Origin of the sequence: Enterobacter sp. DSM 30060 (assembly GCF_013375955.1) — a bacterium.
GTDB classification, from domain to species: Bacteria; Pseudomonadota; Gammaproteobacteria; order Enterobacterales; family Enterobacteriaceae; genus Enterobacter; species Enterobacter intestinihominis.
Map to the genome: position 1 here is coordinate 580,405 of NZ_CP056118.1, position 23,256 is coordinate 603,660.

Below are 23,256 nucleotides of genomic sequence, written 5' to 3' on the forward strand. Positions count from 1 at the left end.
TACTTTTTTATTAGGGACAAGACATGGGAAAGAAGATGCCTTACTGGTGGCTCTCGTGCTGCCTGATATCTGTGCCCGCTATCGCGGCAAACCCTGCGGCGATGATTAATACCGGACAATTAAGCGAAACGCAGGAACTCCCCTCTTTAAATGGCCGCGTGGCGCCCGTAGCCAGCAAAGCCGCCCCCGGCACGCTACAGCTGAATGAAGCGGTTAACCGCGCCGTGACCTGGCATCCGGCCATCAGTGAAGCCGTCGGCAAACTCTATCAGCAGAGCGAAAATGTGGACGTCGCCAAATCGAAATATTATCCGCAAATTAACGCCGGCATGGATAACGGCTATAGCCACGACGGCGACGATAATGGCTTTACCCCCTCGCTGGTGCTTTCTCTTTCGCAAATGCTTTACGACTTCGGCAAAGTCGCAAGCCAGGTGCGCGCCGAAAACGCGGGCGTCGCCCAGCAGCAGGCCAACGTGCTGGTGAGCATCGACACTATCGCCCACGATACCGCCATCGCTATGGTGCAGGTGCAGACCTGGCAGCAGATGGTCGAGACCGCTAAAGAACAGCTGGACGCCCTGACCTCCATCGGCACACTGACGAAGCTGCGTAATGACGAAGGCGCCACGTCGCTCTCTGACGTGGTGCAGACCGATGCCCGTATCGAAGGCGCGCGAGCGCAGCTGATGCAGTATCAGGCCAGCCTCGACAGCTCACGCGCCACGCTGATGAGCATGCTGGGCTGGGACGGCCTGAACGCGGTCAGCAATGAATTTCCGCAAAGTCTCGCCCGCAGCTGCGATATTGCCGAGCCGGACGATCGCCTGGTACCCTCGGTTTTAGCGGCCTGGGCGCAGGCCAACGTCGCGCAGGCCAATCTCGACTATGCCAACGCGCAGATGACCCCTACCGTCTCGCTGGAGCCGGAAGTCCGCCACTATCTTAACGACCGCTACTCAGGCAACGAAACGCGGGACCGCACCCAGTACTCCGCGTGGGTAAAAGTGCAGATGCCGCTCTATCAGGGCGGCGGCCTCACCGCCCGGCGTAACGCCGCCGGACACGCGGTGGAATCGGCCCAGTCCACCATTCAGCGCACCCGTCTTGAGGTGCGGCAAAAACTGCTGGAAGCGCGCAGCCAGGTGATGAGCCTGATGAGCACGCTTCAGATCCAGGGCCGCCAGGAAGCGCTCAGCGCCCGTACCCGCGAGCTGTATCAGCAGCAGTATCTCGATCTTGGTTCCCGCCCGCTGCTCGACGTGCTCAACGCCGAGCAGGAGGTGTATCAGGCGCGCTTTACCCAGCAGCAAACCGCCGGACAGCTCCGCCAGCTTCAGCTGAACTGTCTCTACCAAACCGGGCGCATACGTCAGGCGTTCGATCTTGAAAACCGCACCATCCAGACCGTGGAGATCCAGCCATGAAGCAACGCGATATTCCGCAGGGTGAAAACATGACGGATGAGGCGCTGGAGCAGTGGGCGCAGGCGTTTGGCTATGTGGCGACGCGCTATCGCGTTGCCTGCTCGCCAGGCTCGCTGATCGCGGGCGCGCCGTGGCTGAAAGGCAAACCGATGGTGCCCGCGCTGACGCAGCTCGCCCGTGAAGCCGGGCTGACGTTCCAGCTGCTGACGGCCGATCAGCACGCCATCAACAGCTGGCGTCTGCCGGTGGTGGTAGAGCTGAACGACGGTAAAATCGGCGTGATCGATAATTTCGACGGCGAGGATACGCTTGAAGTCAGCTTTTTCGACGACAGCACGCACACCAACCGCCTGTCGATGAGCGCGATGCTGCCCGCCATCCGCCACGTCATCGCCCTGCGTCCGCTGGCGGCGCTGAAGGACAGCCGCGTGGACGCCTATATCTCAAAATACCGCCCGGACTGGCTCTACCGGCTGGTGATGCGCGACCTTCGCCCTTACAGCTGGGTGATGCTGGCGGCGCTGTTTATCAACGTGCTCTCCCTCTCCGGCATTGTCTTTTCCATGCAGGTGTATGACCGGGTGATCCCCGCCCAGTCCTACCCGACGCTCTACGTACTGACTATTGGGGTACTGATCGCCACGCTGTTTGGTTTTGTGCTGCGCGTGGCGCGCGGGCACATTATGGATCTGCTGGGCAAACGCTCGGATATGCGCGTCTCGGATCGGGTCTTCGGCCACGCGCTGCGGCTACGCCACAGCGCCATTCCGCGCTCCACCGGCAGCTTTATCTCCCAGTTGCGCGAGCTGGAGCAGATCCGCGAGATGGTCACCTCCTCCACCATTTCCACCATCGTCGATCTGCCGTTCTTTATCCTGTTTGTGATTGTGCTGGCGATCATCGCCCCGCAGCTGGCGTGGATCGCCCCGGTGGCGGCGGTGATTATGGTCCTGCCTGGCCTGCTGCTGCAAAAGAAGCTGGCAGAGCTGGCGAAGCAGTCGGCGCATGAATCTACCCTTCGCAACGCGGTGCTGGTGGAGAGCGTGCAGGGGCTGGAGGACATCAAGCTGATGCAGGCGGAGAACCGCTTTTTGCAGCAGTGGAACAGCTATATCCAGATCACCGCCGAATCCGGTCTGCGCACCCGCGAACTGACGCAGAACCTGATCAGCTGGGGGATGACCATTCAGAGCCTGGTCTATGCCGGGGTGATCGTGGTGGGCGCGCCGATGGTGATCGACGGCACCTTAACCACCGGTTCGGTGGTGGCCGCCTCGATGCTCGCCTCACGGATGATCGCCCCGATGGCGACGCTGTGCGGCGTGCTGGCCCGCTGGCAGCAGGTGAAGGCGGCCAAAGAGGGACTGGACAGCATTATGCAGCTGCCGACCGAGAACCAGCGCGAAGAGACGCCGATCCGCCAGGACGTGCTGCGCGGCCACTATCTTTTCGAGCAGGCGCAGTTCCGCTATCACCCGGAAGATCCCCGCATGGCGCTGCGCATTAACCGCCTGGAGATCAAAGCGGGCGAAAAAGTGGCGATCCTCGGGCGCAACGGCGCGGGTAAATCAACCCTGTTGCAGGCGATGGCGGGCGGGATGGATCTGGCGGGCGGTGAACTGCGGCTCGACAACCTCAGCCTGCCGCATCTGGACGTGGCTGACGTGCGGAGAAACGTCGGCTTTATGACCCAAAACGCCCGGCTGTTTTACGGCACCCTGCGCGAGAACATCACGCTCGGCATGCCGCGCGCCACCGATGAAGAGATCTTCGAGGTGCTGGAGATGTGCGGCGCGGCCAGCTTTGTGCAGAAGCTGCCAAAGGGGCTGGATTACCCGATTATGGAGAACGGCGTCGGGCTGTCCGGCGGGCAGCGGCAGTCTATTCTGCTGGCGCGGATGCTGCTGCGCGACCCGAATATCGTGCTGATGGATGAACCGACCGCCTCCCTTGATGAACATACCGAGCGGGAATTTATTCAACGTCTCGGGGCGTGGCTCGGCAACCGCACGCTGGTTGTCGCGACCCACCGCGTGCCGGTACTGGAGCTGGTGGAGCGCGTGGTGGTACTCAAAGATGGCATGCTGGTGATGGACGCGCCAAAAGCGCAGGCGCTGAACAACAGCCGTATGCAGCAACAGCAGCAGGCAACCGGACGGGAGTGGAATAATGAAAATCAATCAGCGTGACGTTGCCGCAGTAGAAGATCTGGATAACGCGCTCGACTCCGAGAGCGGTTATACCGGCGCCCGGCGCATCGTTTTCTTCTCCCTGCTGATGTTTGTGGTGCTCGGCGTCTGGGCGTGGTTCGGGGTGCTGGATGAAGTCTCAACCGGCACCGGAAAAGTGATCCCCAGTTCACGCGAGCAGGTATTGCAGTCTCTGGATGGGGGGATCCTCACCGAGCTGAACGTACACGAAGGGGATCAGGTGCAGGCCGGACAGGTGCTGGCGCGGCTGGATCCTACCCGCTCGGAATCTAACGTCGGCGAAAGCGCGGCGCGTTACCGCGCGTCGCTGGCCTCCAGCGTGCGCCTGTACGCCGAGGTGAACGATCTCCCGCTGAAATTCCCGCCTTCCCTGGCGAAATGGACTGACCTGACCGCCGCAGAAACGCGGCTTTACAACTCTCGCCGCGCCCAGCTGGAGGATACGCAGCGTGAACTCCGCTCCGCGTTAGCGCTCGCCAATAAAGAACTGGCGATCACTCAACGGCTGGTGAAAACCGGTGCCGCCAGCCACGTGGAAGTGCTACGCCTGCAACGGCAGAAAAGCGACCTGGAGCTGAAGCTCACCGACGTGCGTTCCCAGTATTACGTGCAGGCCCGTGAAGCGCTGTCGAAGGCCAACGCCGAGGTGGATATGGTGTCAGCGATCCTGAAAGGCCGCGAGGATTCCGTTACCCGCCTGACGGTGAAGTCGCCGGTGCGCGGGATCGTGAAAAACATCAAGGTGACCACCATCGGCGGCGTCATACCGCCCAACGGCGAGTTAATGGAAATTGTGCCGGTGGACGATCACCTGCTGATTGAAACCCGCCTCTCGCCACGGGATATCGCCTTTATCCATCCTAATCAGGAGGCGCTGGTGAAAATCACCGCCTACGATTACGCGATTTACGGCGGGCTGCACGGAGTGGTGGAGACCATTTCCCCGGACACCATTCAGGACGAAGCGAAGCCGGAGGTGTTCTACTACCGTGTATTCATTCGCACCAGCCAGGATTATCTGGTGAACAAGGCGGGCAGGCACTTTTCGATTGTGCCGGGGATGATTGCGACGGTGGATATTAAGACCGGGGAGAAAACGGTGCTGGATTATCTGATTAAGCCGTTTAACCGGGCGAAGGAGGCGCTGAGGGAGCGGTAGTCAAACGCCGGGTGGCGGCTTCGCCTTACCCGGCCTACACCGCTGTTCCGAGTGATGAGGATCCAACACACCTAACATGATCTCCATCACCAATCTGCTATAGTAGCCCAAATTCATTTTTCAGGAAGAAATCATGCGCCAACGAACCATTGTCTGCCCCATCATCCAGAATGACGGAGCCTACCTGCTATGTAAAATGGCCGACGATCGCGGTGTATTCCCCGGTCAGTGGGCACTCTCCGGTGGTGGAATGGAACCAGGCGAAACCATGGAACAGGCGCTGCGCCGTGAAGTCCGTGAGGAGCTGGGCGACGCGCTGGACATTATCGACGTCAAGCCCTGGGCTTTTCGCGATGACATCAGGGTCAAAACTTACGCCGAGGGTACCACTGAGGAAATTTATATGATTTATCTGATCTTCGACTGCATCAGCGCCAATCGGGATGTTACGTTTAACGACGAGTTTCAGGAGATCGCCTGGGTTTATCCGGAATCGTTAAGAGAGCTGGATCTCAACGAGGCCACGCGCATTACCTTTGCGCAAAAGGGCCTTCTTTAATCGCCCACTGCCCCGGCGTTTTACCGGTCCACGTTCTGAAAACTTCAATAAATGCGCTGACGCTGCTGTATCCGCACGAGAGCGCAATCCACCCCACCGGCTTCCCCGCCGCCAGCCACTCCATCGCCTGCATGACGCGCGCCAGCTGGCGCCAGTTGACGAAGTTCATCCCCGTCTCCGCGCTAAACCGCCGGTTGAATGTACGTACGCTCATCCCGGCACGGCTGGCATGGCTTTCCACCGTCTGATTATCATCGACGGATTGCAGCAGTTTCCTGACCACATTTTTCAGCCGGGGATCGGTCGGTACGGGCAGATAAAAGCGGACCTGAGACGCCAGAGCCAACTCCTCCAGCAGCAAGATGAGCTTTCGGGGATCGTATTCACTCCCGGCAACGCTTAAACGGGAAAACAGTGCATCGGTAAAATCGTCAGACTCGAAAAGCGTGGCCTCTTCCGGAAGCCCTTCACAATCGGCAGGGTCAAGATAGACAGCGCAACCTTCAATCGCGCTTTCCGAAAAGGCAGCGTGCTGCTGACCAGGCGGGATCCAGCCGATATGTTTTGCGGGTACCACCGAACGCCCCAGCGGCGTCTCAATCACCAGCAGCCCCGCAGCAATGCGCCAGAGCTGGCCGGCATGATGGCTGTGCCACGGTGTGTGATAGCCGCCGGGATGAACAAGCCTCTCAGTTGTCAGCATGAATTTGACCGAAAATCGTTATTCTTCGACTTATTACAGAAACTACGCCTTATGCTGTCAAGGATAATAGCGGCTCAACATCACGAGGAGCTAACATGACCATCATTACATCCCTAATAAACCAGCCCGACAACACCGCGCAGCGCGAGCAAATGGCCTGTCTGTTAACCCGCTTATTCAATGGCAATGTAGATCCGGCAGAGGTGTTTACGCCCGACTACCAGCAGGTTACGGACGGTCACATGCTTGATTATCAGGGATTTATGAAACACCTGAACCATGTGCGTGCGCAGATCCGCGAGATTACGTTTACCGTGGAAGCGTTATGTTGCCATAACGAATGTGTGGCAGACCGGCACAGAGTGGCCGTGACATATCCGGATGGTCGCCAGGCAGAATTAGAGGTGTATATGTTTGCCACGCTGCGCGAGGGGAAAATTTGTCGGATCCATGAAGTCACACAGGCGCCAGACGGCGATGCATTTGACCGCACCCTCGCCCACGCCACGCAATAACCTTACCCTACACGGGAACAGCGCATAACGGCATCTGCCATTATGCGCATCCGCTTACAGGGAAATTTTCAGACGTCGAACCGCTTCTTTAAGCTGCTCATCCGTTGGGGTAACGAAAGACATGCGCAGCGTGGTGTGGTCCGGCTCGTTGCAGTAGAAGAACTCACCCGGCACAAACACGACGCCGTTGCTCAACGTTTTTTCCAGCCATTTCGTCGTATTGATGCCGTTATTCATTTTCGCCCACAGGAACATGCCGCCCTTTGGCTTGTGGAACGACATCACATCGCCCAGCTCCGCTTCCAGTTCACTGGCAAAGGTCTGGTATTTCTGGCGATAGGCTTCGCGGATCATTTTAATCTGATTCGCCAGACGACCGGTTTTCAGATATTCGTACGTCATCAGCTGCGACAGCGTGCTGGTGTGCAGATCGGTGGTTTGCTTGAGGTTCACCACCGCACGCTTCAGCCACTCCGGCACCAGCACCCAGCCCACGCGGGTGCCCGGCGCGAGGATTTTAGAGAAGGTGGAGGTGTACACCACGTTATCCTCATTGCCGATATCTTTGGCATGAGCAATCAGCGGGCGGAACGCTTCCTCGGTATAGTTGATTTCGCTGTACGGATCGTCTTCGATAATCACGAAGTCATAGCGCTTCGATAATTCCACCAGCTGTTTACGACGCGCCTCGGAGAGCGTCACGCCGCCCGGGTTACCAAAGGTTGGCACGATATAAACCGCTTTGATGGTTTTGGTTGCCACCAGCGCTTCAAGTTCATCTACTTTCATGCCGTCGCCGTCGGTGCCGACGGAGTCAAAATTCGCCTGTGCCAGGCCAAAGACCTGCAACGCGGCGAGGTAGGTCGGACGCTCAACGACGACCGTATCGCCCGGGTTAATTAACGCACGCGCCAGCACGTCAAGCGACTGTTGAGAGCCGGATGTAATGACCACGTCATCGGCTTTACAGGCGATGCCGCGACCTTCACAGATGCGTTGGATCTCTTCGCGCAGCCCCGGGACGCCTTCCGTCAGGCCGTACTGGAACGCTTCGCCAAAATGCTGAGACAGCACGGCATCAGCGGCAATTTTTAAACCTTCATGATCGAACAGATCCGGGTTTGGAATACCGCCCCCCAGCGAAATCACGCCTGCCATTTTGCTATGTTTTAATAATTCACGGATGGCAGAGGATTGCAGGCCCTGCGCGCTGCTGGCGAGTTTGTTTGCAGACATTCTTTACTTACCTTCTTTTTTTATATTGTGCCCAATCTTAGCAGAATATGGGCAATAAATTCCGTTAGCTTAGGCAGCGGACGCAAATCCTGGCGCCACAATAAATGCACCGGCCTCGGCGCGGGCGTAAACGCTTCCAGAACCCGAACCAGCCTGCCGCTTGCCAGCTCTTCAGCCACCAGCACTTCCGGTTGCAGCAATAGTCCTGCCCCGGCTCGCGCCGCCATGCGTAAGCCGTAGCCGTCATTGCATCGTAAGACGGCATCACGCTTCCAGCGCACCTCGCCTTCCACACCCGGCAGCCGCCACTCGTTACTCGCCGTCCATACCGTGTGCGACAGACACAGGTGATCCACCAGATCGGCTGGCGTTTGCGGCGTACCGTGACGCGCCAGATATTCCGGCGCGGCGCAGATCGTCATGTTGTAGGGACACAGGTATTTCGCCACCAGATCCTCATTTCGGATCTCCCCGATGCGAATGGCCAGATCGACCCCTTCCTCCACCAGATCCACCATTCGGTTGGTGAGATCCAGTTCGATGCGCACTTGCGGGTAGCGCTGTAAAAACGTGGCCGTCAGAGGCGCGATAACGCAGCCGCCAAACGAGGTGGGTGCCGTCACGCGCAGGGTGCCGGCGGGCGTGGCTCGCAGACGTTCAACTGCGTTTTCAGCAATCGAGACCTGCTCCAGCACGCGCCTGGCCTCTTCGAAATAAACGCGTCCGGCGTCGGTCAGGCTCTGGCGACGGGTGTTGCGTTCCAGTAGCCGCGTGCCGAGCTGCGATTCCAGCAACGCAATATACTTCCCGACCATCACCGCCGACATCTCCAGCCGGGCCGCCGCGCCGGTGAAGCTGCCGCTTTCCACCACCGCGATGAACGTCTCCATCCCGCGAAGCTTATCCATATTCCAAACCTCTGGTTAGTAATCTTCTAACGTTAGCCCAGTTTATCTGAGTTTTTATTTATTAAAGAATGAAGACTCACAACATAAGGAGTCTGCTATGAAAATCGTCATTATTGGTGCCAGCGGTACGGTCGGTCGTGCAGTCACAGAAGAGTTAAGCCAACGCCACGAGACGATCCGCGTGGGTCGCACGCAGGGCGAGCATCAGGTGGATATCACCTCGCAGGCGAGCGTACAGGCGCTGTTCGAAAAGATCGGCCCGGTGGATGCGATTGTCTCCGCCAGCGGTGGGGTACACTTCGGCCCGCTCGCAACCATGACCGACAGCGAGTTCAACCGGGGCTTGCAGGATAAGCTACTGGGGCAGGTTCGTCTGGCGCTGACCGGCCAGCACTTCCTGAACGAAGGCGGCTCGATCACGCTGATAAGCGGGATTGTGGCGCACGAACCGATTGCTCAGGGCGTCAATGCCACCACCGTAAACGCGGCGCTGGAGGGGTTTGTGCGCGCCGCGGCCTGTGAACTGCCGCGCGGGATCCGCATTAACCTGATCAGCCCGACGGTGCTGACGGAATCCGTCGAAGCATATGATGGCTTCTTCCCGGGCTTTGAAAGCGTTCCCGCTGCGACCGTTGCGCAGGCCTACCGCCGCAGCGTGGAAGGGGTGCAGAGCGGGCGGGTATATAAAGTGGGTTACTGAGCCTTACGGGCGGCGATCAGCACCAGCATCGGGCGTTCCGCCTCTTCGGCCAGCGCGGGCCAGGCGTCAACCTGCGCCTGCGTTGGTCCCCACTCATTGACTTCACTTATCGTCAATCCGACCTTGATCAGCGCGTTAAGCGTGGTACCCAGCGTGCGGTGGTATTTGATTACCCCCTCTGCCAGCCAGTTGCTGACGCGCTTGCCTTCGTCCTGATAATGGTTCACGCCCCAGAACCGCTCACCGTTGTCGTCGGTGAGCCAGCCCTGACGGGTGGCGCAGGTATAAATCGGGTGCTCCATCGAGAAAACCAGGCTGCCGCCGGGTTTAAGCGCACGCTGCACCCTGGCGAATAACGCGTCCAGTTCCGGCAGATAGTGCAGCGCCAGCGAGCTGTAGACCAGATCGAGACTGTTTTCGCGAAACTGAAGAGATTCCAGATCGCTACGCTGATAGTGGATCTGCGTGTCATCCGTCAGTTCTGCCGCGCGGGCGAGCATCTTTTCAGAGATATCGACGCCCGTGACGTCGCAAGCGCCCAGCTCGCGCGCCACGCGGCAGAACCAGCCGTAGCCGCACCCAAGATCGATAACTGATGTGCCGGTTAAATCCGGCAGCATCGCCTTAAGCGCAGGCCACTCTGGCGCGCCGTCCAGCCCTTGCACGGAGCGCGGAAGCTGGGCGTAGCCTTCGAAAAACGCCGGATTGTCGTAGATGTTTTGTGCCATAACGGACTCCTTTATCGCAACAGTGGCGAGGGTAAAGCACCCCTCGCCCGTTGACAACGTATCCGTCTTATAAATCACAGCCTGCGCCGGATTTTCTCCACCATGGCTGTGGTTGAGATCCCGTAGCGGTCATGGAGGGTGGGCAACGCGCCCGCATCAAGGAACGCGTCCGGCAGCGCGACGGTATCGAAATCCACGTTCACGCGGTTACGCATCAACAGCGACGCGACGGCTTCGCACAACCCGCCTACGTTGCTGTGGTTTTCCGCCACGATGACCAGCCGTCCCGGCTTCGCAGCCTGCGCCAGGATCGTCTCTTCGTCCAGCGGCTTAATGGTGGGCGAGTGCAGCACCGCCACGCTGACGTTATCCTTACGCAGCTGCTTCGCCGCCTCCAGCGCACGCATGGTCATCAGGCCTGAGGCGACGATCAGGACATCGTTCCCCTCTTCCAGCAGCGCAGCTTTGCCAATCTTAAACTGGTAGTTGTACTGGTCCAGCACCACCGGCACCTTGCCGCGCAGCAGGCGCATATAGACAGGGCCATCGTGCGCTGCCATCGCCGGCACCGCCTGTTCGGTGTCGATTGCGTCACAGGGATCGATAATCGTCATGCCTGGAATACCGCGCATAATCGCAATATCTTCCGTCGCCTGGTGGCTCGGCCCGTAACCGGTGGTTAGCCCCGGCAGCGCCGCGCAGATCTTCACGTTCAGGTGCTCTTCAGCAATCACCTGATGGATAAAATCGTAGGCGCGGCGGGTGGCGAAGACGGCATAGGTGGTGGCGAAAGGAATAAAACCCTCTTTCGCCATGCCGCCCGCGGCCCCCATTAACAACTGCTCGGCCATGCCCATCTGAAAGAAGCGTTCCGGGTAGGCCTGAGCGAAAATATGCAGATCGGTGTACTTCGACAGATCCGCAGTCATGCCTACGACCTCCGGTCGCTGTTCCGCCAGCTTCACCAGCGCTTGGCCGAACGGTGCGGCTCGCGTCTCCTGGCCCTCTTCCGCGATAGAGGCAATCATCGCCGACGTGGTTAAACGCGGTTTTTTCTCCGTGGTCTGGCTCATTACAGCACTCCTTCAGGTTTGTTGGCATCCAGCACAGCGAGTGCCTTTTGCCACTCGTCAGCATCCACGCGAATAAAATGGTTCTTGTCACGCTTTTCGAGGAACGGCACGCCCTTGCCCATCAGCGTGTCGCACAAAATGACGCGCGGCTGGTTTTCCGGGTAGCGTTTGGCGTTATCAAACGCCGTTACCAGTGAAGGGACATCGTTGCCGTTGACGCGCTGCACGTACCAGCCGAAGGAGGTCCATTTATCTTCCAGCGGCTCAAAGCCGAGGATCGCGTGCGAGTTGCCATCCGCCTGCTGGCGGTTAATGTCCACCAGCACGATCAGGTTCGACAGGCCGTGATGTGCCGCCGACATCGCAGCTTCCCAAGTTGACCCTTCGTCCAGCTCGCCGTCCGACATGGAGTTAACGACCCATGCCGCGCTCTGCTTGCGCTTCAGCCCCAGCGCCATGCCAACGCCAATGCTTAAGCCCTGCCCCAGCGAACCGCCGGAGATCTCCATGCCCGGCGTGTAGGTTGCCATGCCGGACATCGGCAGGCGGCTGTCGTCCGCGCCGTAGGTCTCCAGCTCCTCTTCAGGAACGATCCCCGCTTCAATCAGGGCGGCGTAACAGGCAATGGCGTAGTGGCCGTGAGAGAGCAAAAAACGGTCACGCCCCTCCCACTCCGGCTCGCCCGGCTTAAGGTTCATCCCGTGGGCAAACGCGGTGGCCAGCACATCGGCATAGCCCAGCGCCTGCCCGATGTAGCCCTGCCCCTGCACTTCGCCCATGCGCAGCGCGTAGCGGCGAATGCGCCAGGCCGCGGCGGCAACCTGTTGAACTGTGGTATCCGTCATCGTCGTATCTCCTTAATGGATCAGCATCCCGCCGTTCACGTCGAGCGTGATACCGGTGGAGTAAGAAGAGAGGTCGCTGCCGAGGAACAGCGCGGCGCGGGCAATATCCTGCGCGTCTCCGAGGCGGTTAAGCGGAATGCCCGCCAGAATGGACGTTTTCATCTCATCGCTCAGCTTGCCTGCGGTAATGTCCGTCTGGATAAGACCCGGCGTGATGCAGTTTACGCGCACATTGTCGGGCCCCAGCTCACGCGCCATGGCTTTTGCCAGCCCCAGCACACCCGCTTTTGCAGCGCTGTAGTGTGGGCCGCCAAAGATGCCGCCGCCGCGCTGGGCCGATACCGATGAAATGCAGACGATGCTGCCCGACTTTTGCGCGCGCATAGTGGGAATAACCGCCTGGGACATTAGCAGCGTGCCGCGCAGGCTGACGTCAAGCACCGCATCGTAATTTTCGCGTTTGATATCCATCAGCTTGATCGGCTGAGTTATGCCGGCGTTATTCACCAGAATATCGATGCGCCCGTATTTCCCCAGCACCTGCTCAATGGCGGCATTAACCTGTAATTCATTGCTGACGTTCGCCGCAAGGCCCAGATGTTCGTCGCCCAGGCTCGCGGCGGCAGCCCGGCTGGCTTCAGCGTTTAAATCGATAATCACCACTTTCGCACCCTGTTCAGCATATAATTTCGCCGTAGCGAAACCCAAACCGCGTACGGAAGCCGCGCCGGTAATAACGGCGACTTTATTTTTCAGTAGCATACATTTACTCCATTCGGACAAGAGAGATTTAATGTTTTATTTCGGTTCTTCCAGCAGCATAATCATAATTAAGCCAATGGCTGCGCAAATACCGAAATAAATAAACACGGAATTAAAACTACCTGTTTTATCCAGCAGATAACCTGCCAGCATCGGGGAAACAAATCCGCCGAGATTACCGCCGCTATTGATAATGGACGCGGCAATCGGATAGGTTTTACTGTCCGCAACAGCCATTCCATAAGCCGTAAAAGCGGGCCAGCCGATATTCAGACAGAGGCCGACAAAAAATAACCCGACGCAAACCGCGACGGTGCTTTGCGGAATATTCAGCATAATAACCATCATTAAAACGGTGCTGATGGCGGTAAACATCATGGTCGGTTTACGTCGGCGGCCGAGCAGTTTGTCGGAGACGTAGCCGCCAAAAATCGCACCGATAAATCCACCGATGCACGGCATGCTGGCGACCAGCCCCATGCTCATAAACGTAAAGCCTTTCTCTTTCACCAGATAGAGCGGGATCCACGTCAACAGTCCGTACAGCACGCTGACCATCATAAAATAGGCCAGGCAGTCGCCGAGAATATTCTTCGAGGTAAACAGCCCTTTCACCGTGCTTACCGGGGCTAATTCCCGCACGCGGATCAGCCGATCGAGGCGTGCAAAGCCTGGTGAAATCACGATATTTTCCCGTCTGGCGTCCGGGGTCTCCTGACCGGCGGTAATGGTCTCCAGCTCCGCTTTCGAGACGAATGCGCTCTCGGACGGCTTGGTGCGTACCAGCAGATACCACAGGACGGCAATGACCAGACCGGGGATCGCAAAGGAGAAGAAGACCCAGCGCCAGCCCCAGGTCATGGCGATCCACACTGCCAGCGGCGGCACGAGGATGGGCGCGAACATGGTGGCGGCGATGTAGACGCCCGTGGCAGTGGCCTTCTCCTTTGGCGGAAACCAGTTATTGATGGTGGAGGCCAGCCCGACCGGGCACGGCCCCTCTGTTAACCCCAGCCCCAGGCGGATACACTTCAGGCCCAGAACCGAGGTTGCGGTGCCCATCAGCCAGGTAAAGGCAGAGAAGCCGAATATCGACAGTGCCACCATGCCGCGAATTCCCTTTTTGGCAATAAAAAAGCCCGCAGGAATTTGGCTCAGAGCGTATCCCAAAAAAAACATGCTGGCGATGGCACCGGCTTCGAAATTATTGATATGAAATTCGTCAATGATAAACGGCAGTACTGCACCAATATTTGTTCGGTCAGCATAGTTAATGGCATAAACAATAAAAATTAATGCCAGCACAACGAAACGGTAATTGGTTTTTTTAGTCTTTATGTAGGGGACAGCTTGTTCTATACGAGACATAACTTACCTCATTATTCGAACACCGTGAGTCGTTTTATTATTGCGTTCAACGTCAATATATCGGCTCACCCATGAAACGCCATTCAATAAAGCTCATTTATTGCTGAGATAAATTTGATTCGCGATACAGCTCAAAAAAATAACATCGGGATAAAATTGCCCGCTCGCAGTCTCAATGTTATGTTTTTTATCAATTATCGTGTAAGGAGTAGGCCATGTCCGCGCAGGATCGCCAGACGTTATCGCTGCCCTCGCTCAGAAATTTGCAGGCGTTTATCGCCGTTGCTAACGCTCTGAGCATCCATCAGGCGGCGGAACAGCTCAACGTCACGCCTTCGGCGGTAAGCCACCAGATCGCGTCGCTGGAATCGTGGCTGGGCAAGAAATTATTTATCCGCAGCGGCAAAGGGGTTCAACTCACCCCGACGGGAGAAAAATATCTGCGGGAGGTCTCGGCGGCGATGAGCGCCATCGGGCGCGCCACCGATCAAATCGTGAAAGAAAAAGACAATGCTGTGCTTCGCGTGCACTCTTCCCCCACCTTCGGGCTGTCCTGGCTGTTGCGCCGTCTGGGCAGATTCCGCGCCGAATATCCTGATATCACCATCAATCTCACCTGCTCCTATGAGAACCTACAGTTCGCCAGAGATAATATCGACATTGATATCCGTCACGGTATTCCGGACTGGGACGCCTACCGGGTGATGACCATTAAAAACGACACGCTGGTGGTATTGGCCTCGCCGGACTATGCAGAAGAGCATCCCATCAGCACGCCCGCCGATCTGCTGCAACAGTCGCTTATCTCGTCCACCAGCACTCTGGTGAACTGGGAGAAATGGTTCGCCTGGCACAATATCGACAGGCCCTGGCTTAATTTCAGCCTCAGCTTCGACCGCTCCTACATGAGCTTTGAAGCGGCGCGCATGGGGCTTGGGTTTATTCTGGAGAGCAAAATGATGGCTACCGATCACATGAAGGATGGCTCGCTGGTGCAGGTGCTGCCTGATGAAATGGGTACCGCCATCAACGCGCACCATCTGGTGATGCCGCACATGAACGAACGCGCGTGGAAGATCCAGCAGTTCGTCGAGTGGATTGACCGTGAGTTGCGATTGTCGGGGTATCACCTGTAGCGATACCCCAACGCGGCGTCAGGCGACCGTGCCCCAGACCAGATTCCCCTTGTGGAACGTCGCGGTACGCGGAGAGATACGCGCCACGGCCTCGGCGGAACAGGAGGCATCCACCAGCACGAAGCTGGCGTCGTCCTGCGCTTTAGGCCACACGCGCTCACCTTTGTCGTTCAGCGGCAACACGTCGCCGGTGGCGATGCCCAGCGCCCGCGAAAGCGTCTGTTCGTTCGGGCGAATATAGAGCTGGGCGTAGAGGTTGGCTTTCTCCAGCATGTCCCCCAGACCGTACGGGGACCAGTGGTCAATCACGCTGTCGGTACCGGTCATGACAAACACGCCTTTTTCACGCAGCTGCTTCAGCGGCATGTGCAGGGTGCCAATCGGCACGGTCGAGGCGATGGTCACCTGCTGCGCCGCCATGCGGGTGGCGATCTCATCCACCTGCTGTTCGTTAAGCGTCGCCAGCGCGAAGGCGTGGCTGATGGTCAGCTTCCCCTTCAGCGCCGGCGTTTTCTCCACGGTTTCTACCATGTAGTTCACCGCCGCCACGCCCGCCGGGCTGGTTTCGTGCAGATGAATATCCACCCCTTTGTTGTAATCCAGCGCAATCTGGAACATGGTGTCGAGGGATTTCTCCATCGCGCCGTCGACGCTGGTTGGGTCCAGCCCGCCCACGTAGTGCGCCCCCGCCTGCATCGCCTCGCGCATCAGCTTTTCAGAATTCGACAGCAGCAGACCGTGCTGCGGGAAGGCAACGATTTCACAGTCAAAACCTGGGCTTCGGCGCGCCAGTACCGCCTGCAAATTTTCCAGGTTTTTCAGGCCGGAAACCGGCTCTATGTTGCAGTGGCTGCGGGCGATGGTGGACCCTTTGGACTGGATCAGGTCGATCAGCTTTTCGGCGCGTTCTTGCGTGTAAGGCTGTAATTCCGGCAGCAGCTTCTGCTCCAGGCGGATCATGTCCTGAATGGTGGTACCCGCCGGACGGTTCAGGGAGCGCCACGGGCCGCCATAGAAGGTTTTGTCCAGATGGATGTGCATGTCGCGCATCGCCGGGAGCATCAGCTTTTTGCCCGCGTCGAAGTGCGGCAGGGCCGCATCGGCGTGGCTGTTGTTATCGCGCAGGGCGACGATTTTCCCGTCTTTGATCTCAAGCGTTTTCAGCTCGGTGCGGGTACTTGTCGCCACGCTGCCGTCGAAGTTAAACCCGGCTTCCAGCAGCACGTTGTCGAGATAGTAATGTTTTGCGGTGATGTTCATCGGTTTACCCGTCACGCAGGTTGCCTTAGCAGAATCGGCAGCATACGCGACGGAACCCGTGGCGCCAAACAGCGCGCAGGCGGTAACCATTTTACCGCTCTGGCTAATAAACTCGCGGCGGCTTTTATTCTCACTCATCTTATCTTCCTTCGTTAACAATGTGGGTCCCCGTTTCACCGCGCAGCGCTGCGGGCAGGCAGTCCGGCGAGGTGATGATCACGCGCCTGCCGCCATGGCGTAAAAATTCCAGCGAAGCGACGATTTTTGGCAACATGCTGCCCGCAGGGAAGTGGCCTTCATCCCTGTAGCGCGTCATCTGCGCCACGTTGACGGTATCCAGCGCCTGCTGGTTCGGCTTGCCGAAGTTCACGCACACTTTCTCCACGCCGGTGGTGATCACCAGCACGTCGGCGCCGATCTCGCGCGCCAGCAGCGCGGTGGAGAGATCTTTATCTATCACCGCGTCCACGCTCTGATAATCGCCCTGGTCACTGCGCACCACAGGAATGCCTCCGCCGCCCGCGCCGATCACCACAAATCCTTTCTGCGTCAGCGCCTTGATGGCGTCCGCCTCGACAATGCGCCGCGGCTGCGGTGAAGCCACCACGCGGCGATAGCCCCGGCCTGAATCCTCGACAAAATGCCAGTCCGGATGCGCCAGTTGCAGTTCGTCGCGCTGCGCCTCGCTGAAGAACGCGCCGATGGGTTTCGTCGGGTGCGTAAAGCCAGGATCATTTTTATCCACCTCCACCTGCGTGACGACCGTAACCGCTTTTTGTTCCCCGCGCGCCGCCAGGCGGTTGTTGAGCGCCTGCTGGATCAGGTAGCCGATCCCACCCTGGGTATCTGCCACACAGTTTGCCAGCGGGGTCAGCGGCAGCCCTTCCCGCTCGTGGGCGATCTCGGCGCGGCGCAGATCCAGCCCCACCTGAGGGCCGTTGCCGTGGGTGAGCACGATGTCATAGTCCGAGGCCAGCATTTCGAGCACCGACTCAGCCACCGCTTTGACCGCCTGCGCCTGATGCTCAATCGACTGGCTGGCGTTGTCTTTGATAATGCTGTTGCCGCCGATGGCAACGACCATAAGCTCTTTCATTTTGTTTCCTTTAGAAGGTGCGTTCTGGCGCCCTCACCCTGGCCCTCTCCCACTGGGAGAGGGGGATTAACAGAGATATCGAGAACATGCTTCACCACAAACATCACGCCCATCATCAGGTAGGCCGTGACGAACATCAGGGAACTGCCCTCGGCAAAGCCCACCACCGGCGCGTGGATCACGCCAAACAGCGCCAGCAGCGCGCCACCGGCCGCCGCGACGGCCCCGCGCAGCGGTTTGTTGATGATGGCGAAGATGGCGATACAGCCCCAGAGCATGCTGGCGAGCGGCGCACCGTTGCCGAGATGCATCAGGCCTTCGTAGTAGATCCCCTTGCTGTGCAGCACGTCGGTGCCAATTTTCGCCGCGCTGGTCCCCGCCGCGCTCATCACGCTGTTCATCATGGTCAGCGCCCAGTTGGCGATCCACGGGAACAGGCAGATGAAGATGACGGGCACCTCCACTTTCGGGGTTTCCCTCACCACCTGGTTGGCGGTGACGACGCCGATAAACACCAGAATCGGCACGATGGCGGTCATCGGGATGATGGCGAGCATAAAGGCCCCCAGCCCGAACAGCGGCACGATGAACATGGTCACGCCGGACGCCAGGGTGTAGCCGATGCTGGCGCCCATCGCTTTCCAGCCAGGATGGCCGACGTAGACCGTGACCGGGAACGGATTGCCCATCAGGCAGCCGAGCATGGAGGCCAGACCGTTCGCCAGCATTACCTTGCGGGTCGGATATTCATCCCCCGCCGCATGGGCGCTTTCGATGTTCTCCAGGTCAAAGATGTAGTTCGCCAGCCCCAGCGGTACGGCGGACGCCAGATACGGCAGCGCATGCGGCAACCCCTGCATAAAGCTGTCCACATGCACTTCCGGCGGGTTAAAGCCGAAGGATGACATGGACGCTTTAATGGCATCCGGGCTTTGCAGGCCGGAGATCCACGCAAGCAGAGTACCGGCAATCAACAGCAGCAGGCCGGTCGGGATGCGGGCGAAAATCGGCTTTTTACCGAACCAGTTAATGAAGATCAGCAGCAGGACGATAAACGACACGGTCGGCGCTTCGAACGCCTGCAACATCGGGTTCATCGCCAGCAGGAGCAGGCCAAGACCGGACAGGCACGACAGCAGCACGGTACGCGGGATCATCTTGCGGATGGTTTCCCCCAGGAAGGAACCGCCCGCGAGGATCATCGCTTCCACAAAGCACCACACCAGGCCAATCTGAATCGCGAAATCCGCATCGCCGGTTTGCTGGTAAACCGGCATTAAGACCAGGAAGGTCACGGTAAAAATCGACGGCGCGCTCGGGCCGGACGGCAGCGCGGTGACGTCCGTTCGTCCGGTGGCGCGCGCCATTTGCAGGCCAAACCACGTATAGCAAAGACTCGCCACCAGCACCGCCAGCCCGAAGGCTGGCGCGATGCGTCCATAAACAATCTCCTTCGGGATGCCGACGACAAAAATGAGCAACCCCATCATGGTCAGCAAATTGGTCAGGTTGTTGGTCATCAACCCGAAATAAGCTGCCCAGTCACCTCTTTTCCACTCCAGTTTCATGTTTTTCATGGATGCATACCTTATAGAACGTAGCGATCGCGGAAGGTTAACAGCGCCTTTTCAAAACAGCTAAACGGCGGGTGAACGATGCCCGCCCCAATCATGCCGATACCGGCGTCCTTATGGGCAATGGCGGTATTAATGACCGGCAGAATGCCGCTGCCCGCGACCTTCGTGATGTCGATGGCGGACGGGATGCCCATAAACGACAGCAGCGGAATGGTGACGTTCGGGTTTTCGCCGAGAGTGATTTCGCGCATCTGGCGGGAGAAATCGATGGCTTCCTCCACCGTGCCGCCCACCAGCGCCACGATTGCCGGTGCCGTCGCCATCGCAAAGCCGCCGATGCCGTAGGTTTCGGTAATCGCGCTGTCGCCGATATCCAGCCCGGAGTCTTCCGGCTTATAGCCCGCGAACATCGGGCCGATCACCTGCTGCGCCGGGCCGGTGAACCACTGCCCCGGCAGGCCGGAGACGCGCAGGCCGAACTCGTAGCCGTTACGCGCCATGGTGGTGACGACGGTGCTGTACTCAATGCCGTGGGCGGCATCCAGCGCGGCCTTACACATTGCCATCCACGTCGGACCGGAGAAGTAGTCGCTGCTGGCGACAAACTCGAACACTTCACGCTGCTGCGCCACCGGATAGCCCGCCTGGATCAGCCCCGGCGTCAGCGCCTGAATAAGCAGCGTGGTGCCCGCGTTGTTGCGGTTGTGGCACTCGTCGCCCATGTGCAGCGCCTGGGCAAGCATCAGGCGCAGGTCGATTTCGCCGATAATCTTCATCGCGTCGCGCAGCATTGGGCCGAGCACGTCGCGCATCCAGTTCAGGCGGTCGATCACGCTCTGATCGTTGGCCCCCATGCGCAGGATCTTCGCCATCTGCTCGCTGAGGTTGGTGAAGGCGCGGTTGCCGTAGGTTTTGTTCTCAACGATGTGCATAAACATCGACGCGGAGGTGACGCCCGCCATAGAGCCCACACAGTCGTGCTCGTGGCACGGCGAGAAGGTGATCTTCCCTGAAGCCGCCAGCCTTGCGGCGTCCTCCAGATCCGTCGCCAGCCCTTCAAACACCAGCGCGCCGGTAACCGCGCCCTTCATCGCCCCGCACATGTTTTCCCAGGTAACAGGCGGACCGGCGTGCAGAATGGTGGTGCGGGTCATGCCCGGCACCACGTTGATGGCCTGGTCATAGCCCACCAGCACCGGATGGGACTGAATAATGCGCTCAAGGGCAATGTTGTTCGCGGCGGCAATTTTCTCCGCCAGCGGTTTTTCCGCCAGCCGGTCCAGCGCGTCCACCACCTGCATATTGCCCTGCCCCGGAGGCGTCCAGTCGAGCTGGGTCACGGGAACGTGCTGTTTTTTGAGGTCGTCGCTGAACATCGCAATCCCGACGTTAATCACGTTCAGCGGTTGGTTGAATAAGGTCGTCATTATGCTCTCTCCCCTTTGCAGACAAATTCGCGTGCCAGTAATCCGGTATTGGTGCTGCTGCTGGCCCAGATGACGCCTGCGTCGGTCAGCAGCTGGCACTGCTGGGCCAGCGACTGCGGATCCTGATCGGTGCCGAGCACGTAGCCGAGAATTTCCAGCGGACGGTTGTCGGCTTTCGCGATTGCCTGTGCCTCTTTGATCGCCTCGATCATCACCCCCACCGGATCCTCGTGTGCGCCAAAGCCCAGCACGAAGTCCATCACGATGACGCCCACCTGCGGATCGCGCGCCTCCTGTAGCAGGCGGCTGATGCGGTTGGTCGGGTCGATCATCGGGTGTGGTTTGCCGTTGGTGAAATCGTCGTCACCGAAATCAAGGAAGGTGTGGGCCTGGCTGACGCTGATGTCCTTCAGACGCCTGGCCGGATCCGGCTGGATGTTGCTGTAAACATCGTCAAACTTCTCCAGCGCGGCAAACATCGCTTCGTCGCACAGGGTGCCGCCGCAGAACAGGCCGCGAATGTACTTCTGCCGCGGCGTCAGGCGGGCGCGCACCTCTTCGATCAGCGGCCAATTGAGCGGATGTAAATTCAGAGAGTCTTTTTTAATGCCGGTAAGCAGCACCGCTTTCAGGGCCGCCTCTTTGGTGCCACGAGCAAACTGCAAGCCGTCTTCATCGGCTGGCGGTTCGTTGCGGCCCAGGAAGCACACAACCACAGGCTTGCGGCAGGCGCGTGCCCGGGCCAGCACCTTCTCTGCCACCGCGGGTGCAGGCGGTTTGGAGATGAGCGCTATCACCCGGGTCGCGTCGTCCGCCTCCAGCATGTCGATGGCGTCGAGCATCATCAGGCCGCCAATCTTCTCGCTGAGATCGCGCCCGCCGGTGCCGATCAGCTGCGACACGCCGCCGCCGAACTCGTGAATGCGCACGCTCAGCTCCTGGCTACCGGTGCCGGAGGCGCCAACGATGCCAATTGGCCCGCGACGTACCGCGTTGGCAAAGCACAGCCCCGCGCCGTTGATAATGGCGGTGCCGCAGTCCGGCCCCATCATTAGCAATCCTTTGTCATGCGCCAGCTGCTTCAGCGCCAGCTCGTCGTCGAGCGACACATTATCGGAAAACAGCATCACGTTGAGATCGTTTTCCAGCGCCTGGCGCGCTTCGCGGGCGGCGAAGGTGCCGTTGACGGATATCACCGCAAGGTTGCTGTCCGGACGATGGGTTTTGGCGCTGGCAATCGTCGCGTAGCGTGCTTCATGGGAGCCAGCGCTCTCTTTACGCGTGAATAACGCTTCAATGGCGGCAAGGGTTTCCTCATTCGCCGCGTCGCCTTTAATAACGATCATCAGGTCGCCGTTTTTCGCGTCCGCTAATTCCGGCGTTAATAGCCCGAGGTTTTTTAATACCCCTTTGTTCATTTCCGTCGCCATCGCCACAAACGCCTGCTCGATGCCCGGCAATTTATTGGCTTTGGTGGAAACCGACATTAAGGAAACCGAATCGAAATACGTATTCTTTTTTATGACGATTTTGGTTGGCATTATTTTCACCTGTTTAAGATAAAAGGGGGCCGCCGTCGTGCTAAATGCACGTCGGTAACAATGCGTTTTTTGATTCACGGCCAGCCAGGGGAAGGCTGACCGAATGCGCTATGCGCCTGCCGCCAGCAGCAGGTCTGCGATCGCGTTGAAGCCTTTTTCCCGCGCCAGTTCGAGCGGGGTTTTGCCGTATTTATCAGTCATGTGCGGATTCGCGCCGTGATCGAGCAGCAGCTTCACAATTTCCTGCTGCTTTGCGCCGCCGTCGTTTAACACGATGGCCTCCAGCAGCGGCGTCCAGCCGACAAAATTGGTGTGGTTGACGTTAATGTCGGTTTTTTCCAGCAGCTCGCGCACGATTTCAACGTGCCCTTTTTCACTGGCAGGGGTAATGCCCACGCCGCCAAAGCGCGTCAGACGGTCGAGATCCGGATCCGCCGGAAGGACAATGCGCAGCAGGGTTAAATCATTGGTCAGGCAGCCGATCAGGAAGGGGTTAAAACAGGTCTGGTCCTGTTTATCAATATCCGCCCCGGCGGAAATTAAAAATTCCACACAGGCGTAATGCTTTTTCAGGCTGGCAATAATAATGGCGGTTCTTTTCTGGCGGTTGGTCGCGTTAATATCCACGCCTTTTTCCAGGCAGGCTTTTAGCGCGTCGATATTACCCTCTTCTGCCGCCAGCAAAAATTCTGTAACCAGTGCAGTTGCAGACATATTCAGACTCCCTATGTTTCACTTCTGATGACCTGAGAATAGCAACAGCCTGGTCATAAAAGAATCCGCTTAAAAATGATTCATCGACACGCAATTCATTGTTGAGTTAAATTCAACAGTCCGGCAAAAACGTGCGTCTGTGCAACCTTTTTCTTATGTTTTACCGCTTTTACGCGCCTCGGGCTGCATTATCCTTATGAATGAAAAAGCCTTACACAGCGCGGCTCTACGTAAAAACCCAGAACTGTGACCGACATCAACTATGATGTAACGCCGGTGTTAAAATATGTTCAAAACTGATGGTAACCAAGA

Annotated in this window: 21 protein-coding genes; 7 read left to right on the plus strand and 14 right to left on the minus strand. The window is 58.4% G+C overall.

Annotated elements, in window-relative coordinates; all coding sequences use genetic code 11:
- Positions 1–23 precede the first annotated feature (23 nt).
- The 4 genes from HWQ15_RS02690 to nudI all read left to right on the plus strand — a co-directional run bounded on the left by HWQ15_RS02690 (position 24) and on the right by nudI (position 5,355).
- Positions 24–1,427, plus strand: coding sequence for a TolC family outer membrane protein (locus tag HWQ15_RS02690; RefSeq protein ID WP_046621232.1), 1,404 nt, complete (start codon positions 24–26; stop codon positions 1,425–1,427).
- The gene (locus tag HWQ15_RS02695; RefSeq protein WP_045308440.1) at positions 1,424–3,616 is read left to right on the plus strand and encodes a type I secretion system permease/ATPase; all 2,193 of its coding nucleotides are present in this window, start codon (positions 1,424–1,426) and stop codon (positions 3,614–3,616) included. The genes HWQ15_RS02690 and HWQ15_RS02695 overlap by 4 nt, the downstream gene beginning before the upstream one ends.
- The gene (locus HWQ15_RS02700; RefSeq protein ID WP_022649110.1) at positions 3,597–4,796 is read left to right on the plus strand and encodes an HlyD family efflux transporter periplasmic adaptor subunit; all 1,200 of its coding nucleotides are present in this window, start codon (positions 3,597–3,599) and stop codon (positions 4,794–4,796) included. The genes HWQ15_RS02695 and HWQ15_RS02700 overlap by 20 nt, the downstream gene beginning before the upstream one ends.
- A gap of 133 nt (positions 4,797–4,929) precedes the next feature.
- Positions 4,930–5,355, plus strand: coding sequence for a nucleoside triphosphatase NudI (gene nudI, locus HWQ15_RS02705; RefSeq protein ID WP_063148626.1), 426 nt, complete (start codon positions 4,930–4,932; stop codon positions 5,353–5,355).
- On the opposite strand, the gene HWQ15_RS02710 is transcribed toward nudI, so the two are convergent.
- A complete protein-coding gene (locus HWQ15_RS02710; RefSeq protein ID WP_063148627.1) occupies positions 5,327–6,058 on the minus strand; it encodes an AraC family transcriptional regulator in 732 nt (243 codons plus the stop codon). The genes nudI and HWQ15_RS02710 overlap by 29 nt on opposite strands.
- A gap of 95 nt (positions 6,059–6,153) precedes the next feature.
- On the opposite strand from HWQ15_RS02710, the gene HWQ15_RS02715 reads away from it, so the two are divergent.
- Entirely contained in the window at positions 6,154–6,573 is a 420-nt protein-coding gene (locus HWQ15_RS02715; protein WP_023298434.1) for a nuclear transport factor 2 family protein, read from the plus strand.
- 54 nt (positions 6,574–6,627) lie between these two features.
- On the opposite strand, the gene HWQ15_RS02720 is transcribed toward HWQ15_RS02715, so the two are convergent.
- Together HWQ15_RS02720 and HWQ15_RS02725 are read right to left on the minus strand one after the other, a co-directional pair.
- On the minus strand, positions 6,628–7,809 hold the full coding sequence (locus HWQ15_RS02720; RefSeq protein WP_063148628.1) for a PLP-dependent aminotransferase family protein: 1,182 nt from the start codon (positions 7,807–7,809) through the stop codon (positions 6,628–6,630).
- A 20-nt stretch (positions 7,810–7,829) separates the two neighbouring features.
- Entirely contained in the window at positions 7,830–8,717 is an 888-nt protein-coding gene (locus HWQ15_RS02725; RefSeq protein ID WP_063148629.1) for a LysR substrate-binding domain-containing protein, read from the minus strand.
- A gap of 97 nt (positions 8,718–8,814) precedes the next feature.
- Here HWQ15_RS02725 and HWQ15_RS02730 point away from each other — a divergent pair, with 97 nt between their 5' ends.
- Positions 8,815–9,417, plus strand: coding sequence for a short chain dehydrogenase (locus HWQ15_RS02730; RefSeq protein ID WP_032625906.1), 603 nt, complete (start codon positions 8,815–8,817; stop codon positions 9,415–9,417).
- On the opposite strand, the gene HWQ15_RS02735 is transcribed toward HWQ15_RS02730, so the two are convergent.
- From HWQ15_RS02735 to HWQ15_RS02755, 5 genes are all read right to left on the minus strand, one after another.
- Entirely contained in the window at positions 9,411–10,145 is a 735-nt protein-coding gene (locus HWQ15_RS02735) for a bifunctional 2-polyprenyl-6-hydroxyphenol methylase/3-demethylubiquinol 3-O-methyltransferase UbiG (protein WP_063148630.1), read from the minus strand. The genes HWQ15_RS02730 and HWQ15_RS02735 overlap by 7 nt on opposite strands.
- A gap of 74 nt (positions 10,146–10,219) precedes the next feature.
- A complete protein-coding gene (locus HWQ15_RS02740) occupies positions 10,220–11,218 on the minus strand; it encodes a transketolase family protein (RefSeq protein ID WP_063146927.1) in 999 nt (332 codons plus the stop codon).
- Positions 11,218–12,063: a transketolase gene (locus HWQ15_RS02745; protein WP_022651707.1), complete on the minus strand. Its 846-nt coding sequence runs from the start codon at positions 12,061–12,063 to the stop codon at positions 11,218–11,220. Before HWQ15_RS02745 ends, HWQ15_RS02740 begins: the two co-directional genes overlap by 1 nt.
- A gap of 12 nt (positions 12,064–12,075) precedes the next feature.
- Complete coding sequence (locus HWQ15_RS02750) at positions 12,076–12,825, minus strand: SDR family NAD(P)-dependent oxidoreductase (protein ID WP_003862216.1); 750 nt, start codon at positions 12,823–12,825, stop codon at positions 12,076–12,078.
- A 36-nt stretch (positions 12,826–12,861) separates the two neighbouring features.
- Positions 12,862–14,193, minus strand: a complete 1,332-nt coding sequence (locus HWQ15_RS02755) for an MFS transporter (protein ID WP_041908551.1) — start codon at positions 14,191–14,193, stop codon at positions 12,862–12,864.
- Between the two features lie 215 nt (positions 14,194–14,408).
- Between HWQ15_RS02755 and HWQ15_RS02760 the strand changes: the two genes are divergently transcribed.
- Entirely contained in the window at positions 14,409–15,329 is a 921-nt protein-coding gene (locus HWQ15_RS02760) for a LysR substrate-binding domain-containing protein (RefSeq protein ID WP_063148631.1), read from the plus strand.
- Positions 15,330–15,347: 18 nt separating this feature from the next.
- Here the strand turns inward: HWQ15_RS02760 and HWQ15_RS02765 are convergent, their stop codons facing one another.
- From HWQ15_RS02765 to HWQ15_RS02790, 6 genes are all read right to left on the minus strand, one after another.
- Positions 15,348–16,727: an amidohydrolase family protein gene (locus HWQ15_RS02765; protein WP_063148632.1), complete on the minus strand. Its 1,380-nt coding sequence runs from the start codon at positions 16,725–16,727 to the stop codon at positions 15,348–15,350.
- Position 16,728: 1 nt separating this feature from the next.
- Positions 16,729–17,685, minus strand: coding sequence for a carbamate kinase family protein (locus HWQ15_RS02770; RefSeq protein WP_058646221.1), 957 nt, complete (start codon positions 17,683–17,685; stop codon positions 16,729–16,731).
- On the minus strand, positions 17,682–19,262 hold the full coding sequence (locus tag HWQ15_RS02775; protein ID WP_063215948.1) for a hypothetical protein: 1,581 nt from the start codon (positions 19,260–19,262) through the stop codon (positions 17,682–17,684). The genes HWQ15_RS02770 and HWQ15_RS02775 overlap by 4 nt, the downstream gene beginning before the upstream one ends.
- An 11-nt stretch (positions 19,263–19,273) precedes the next feature.
- Positions 19,274–20,689, minus strand: coding sequence for a DUF1116 domain-containing protein (locus HWQ15_RS02780; protein ID WP_023298441.1), 1,416 nt, complete (start codon positions 20,687–20,689; stop codon positions 19,274–19,276).
- Positions 20,689–22,230: an acyl-CoA synthetase FdrA gene (gene fdrA / locus HWQ15_RS02785; protein ID WP_063148633.1), complete on the minus strand. Its 1,542-nt coding sequence runs from the start codon at positions 22,228–22,230 to the stop codon at positions 20,689–20,691. The genes HWQ15_RS02780 and fdrA overlap by 1 nt, the downstream gene beginning before the upstream one ends.
- Positions 22,231–22,338: 108 nt before the next feature.
- Positions 22,339–22,944, minus strand: coding sequence for an ankyrin repeat domain-containing protein (locus tag HWQ15_RS02790; RefSeq protein ID WP_032625916.1), 606 nt, complete (start codon positions 22,942–22,944; stop codon positions 22,339–22,341).
- Positions 22,945–23,256 lie beyond the last annotated feature (312 nt).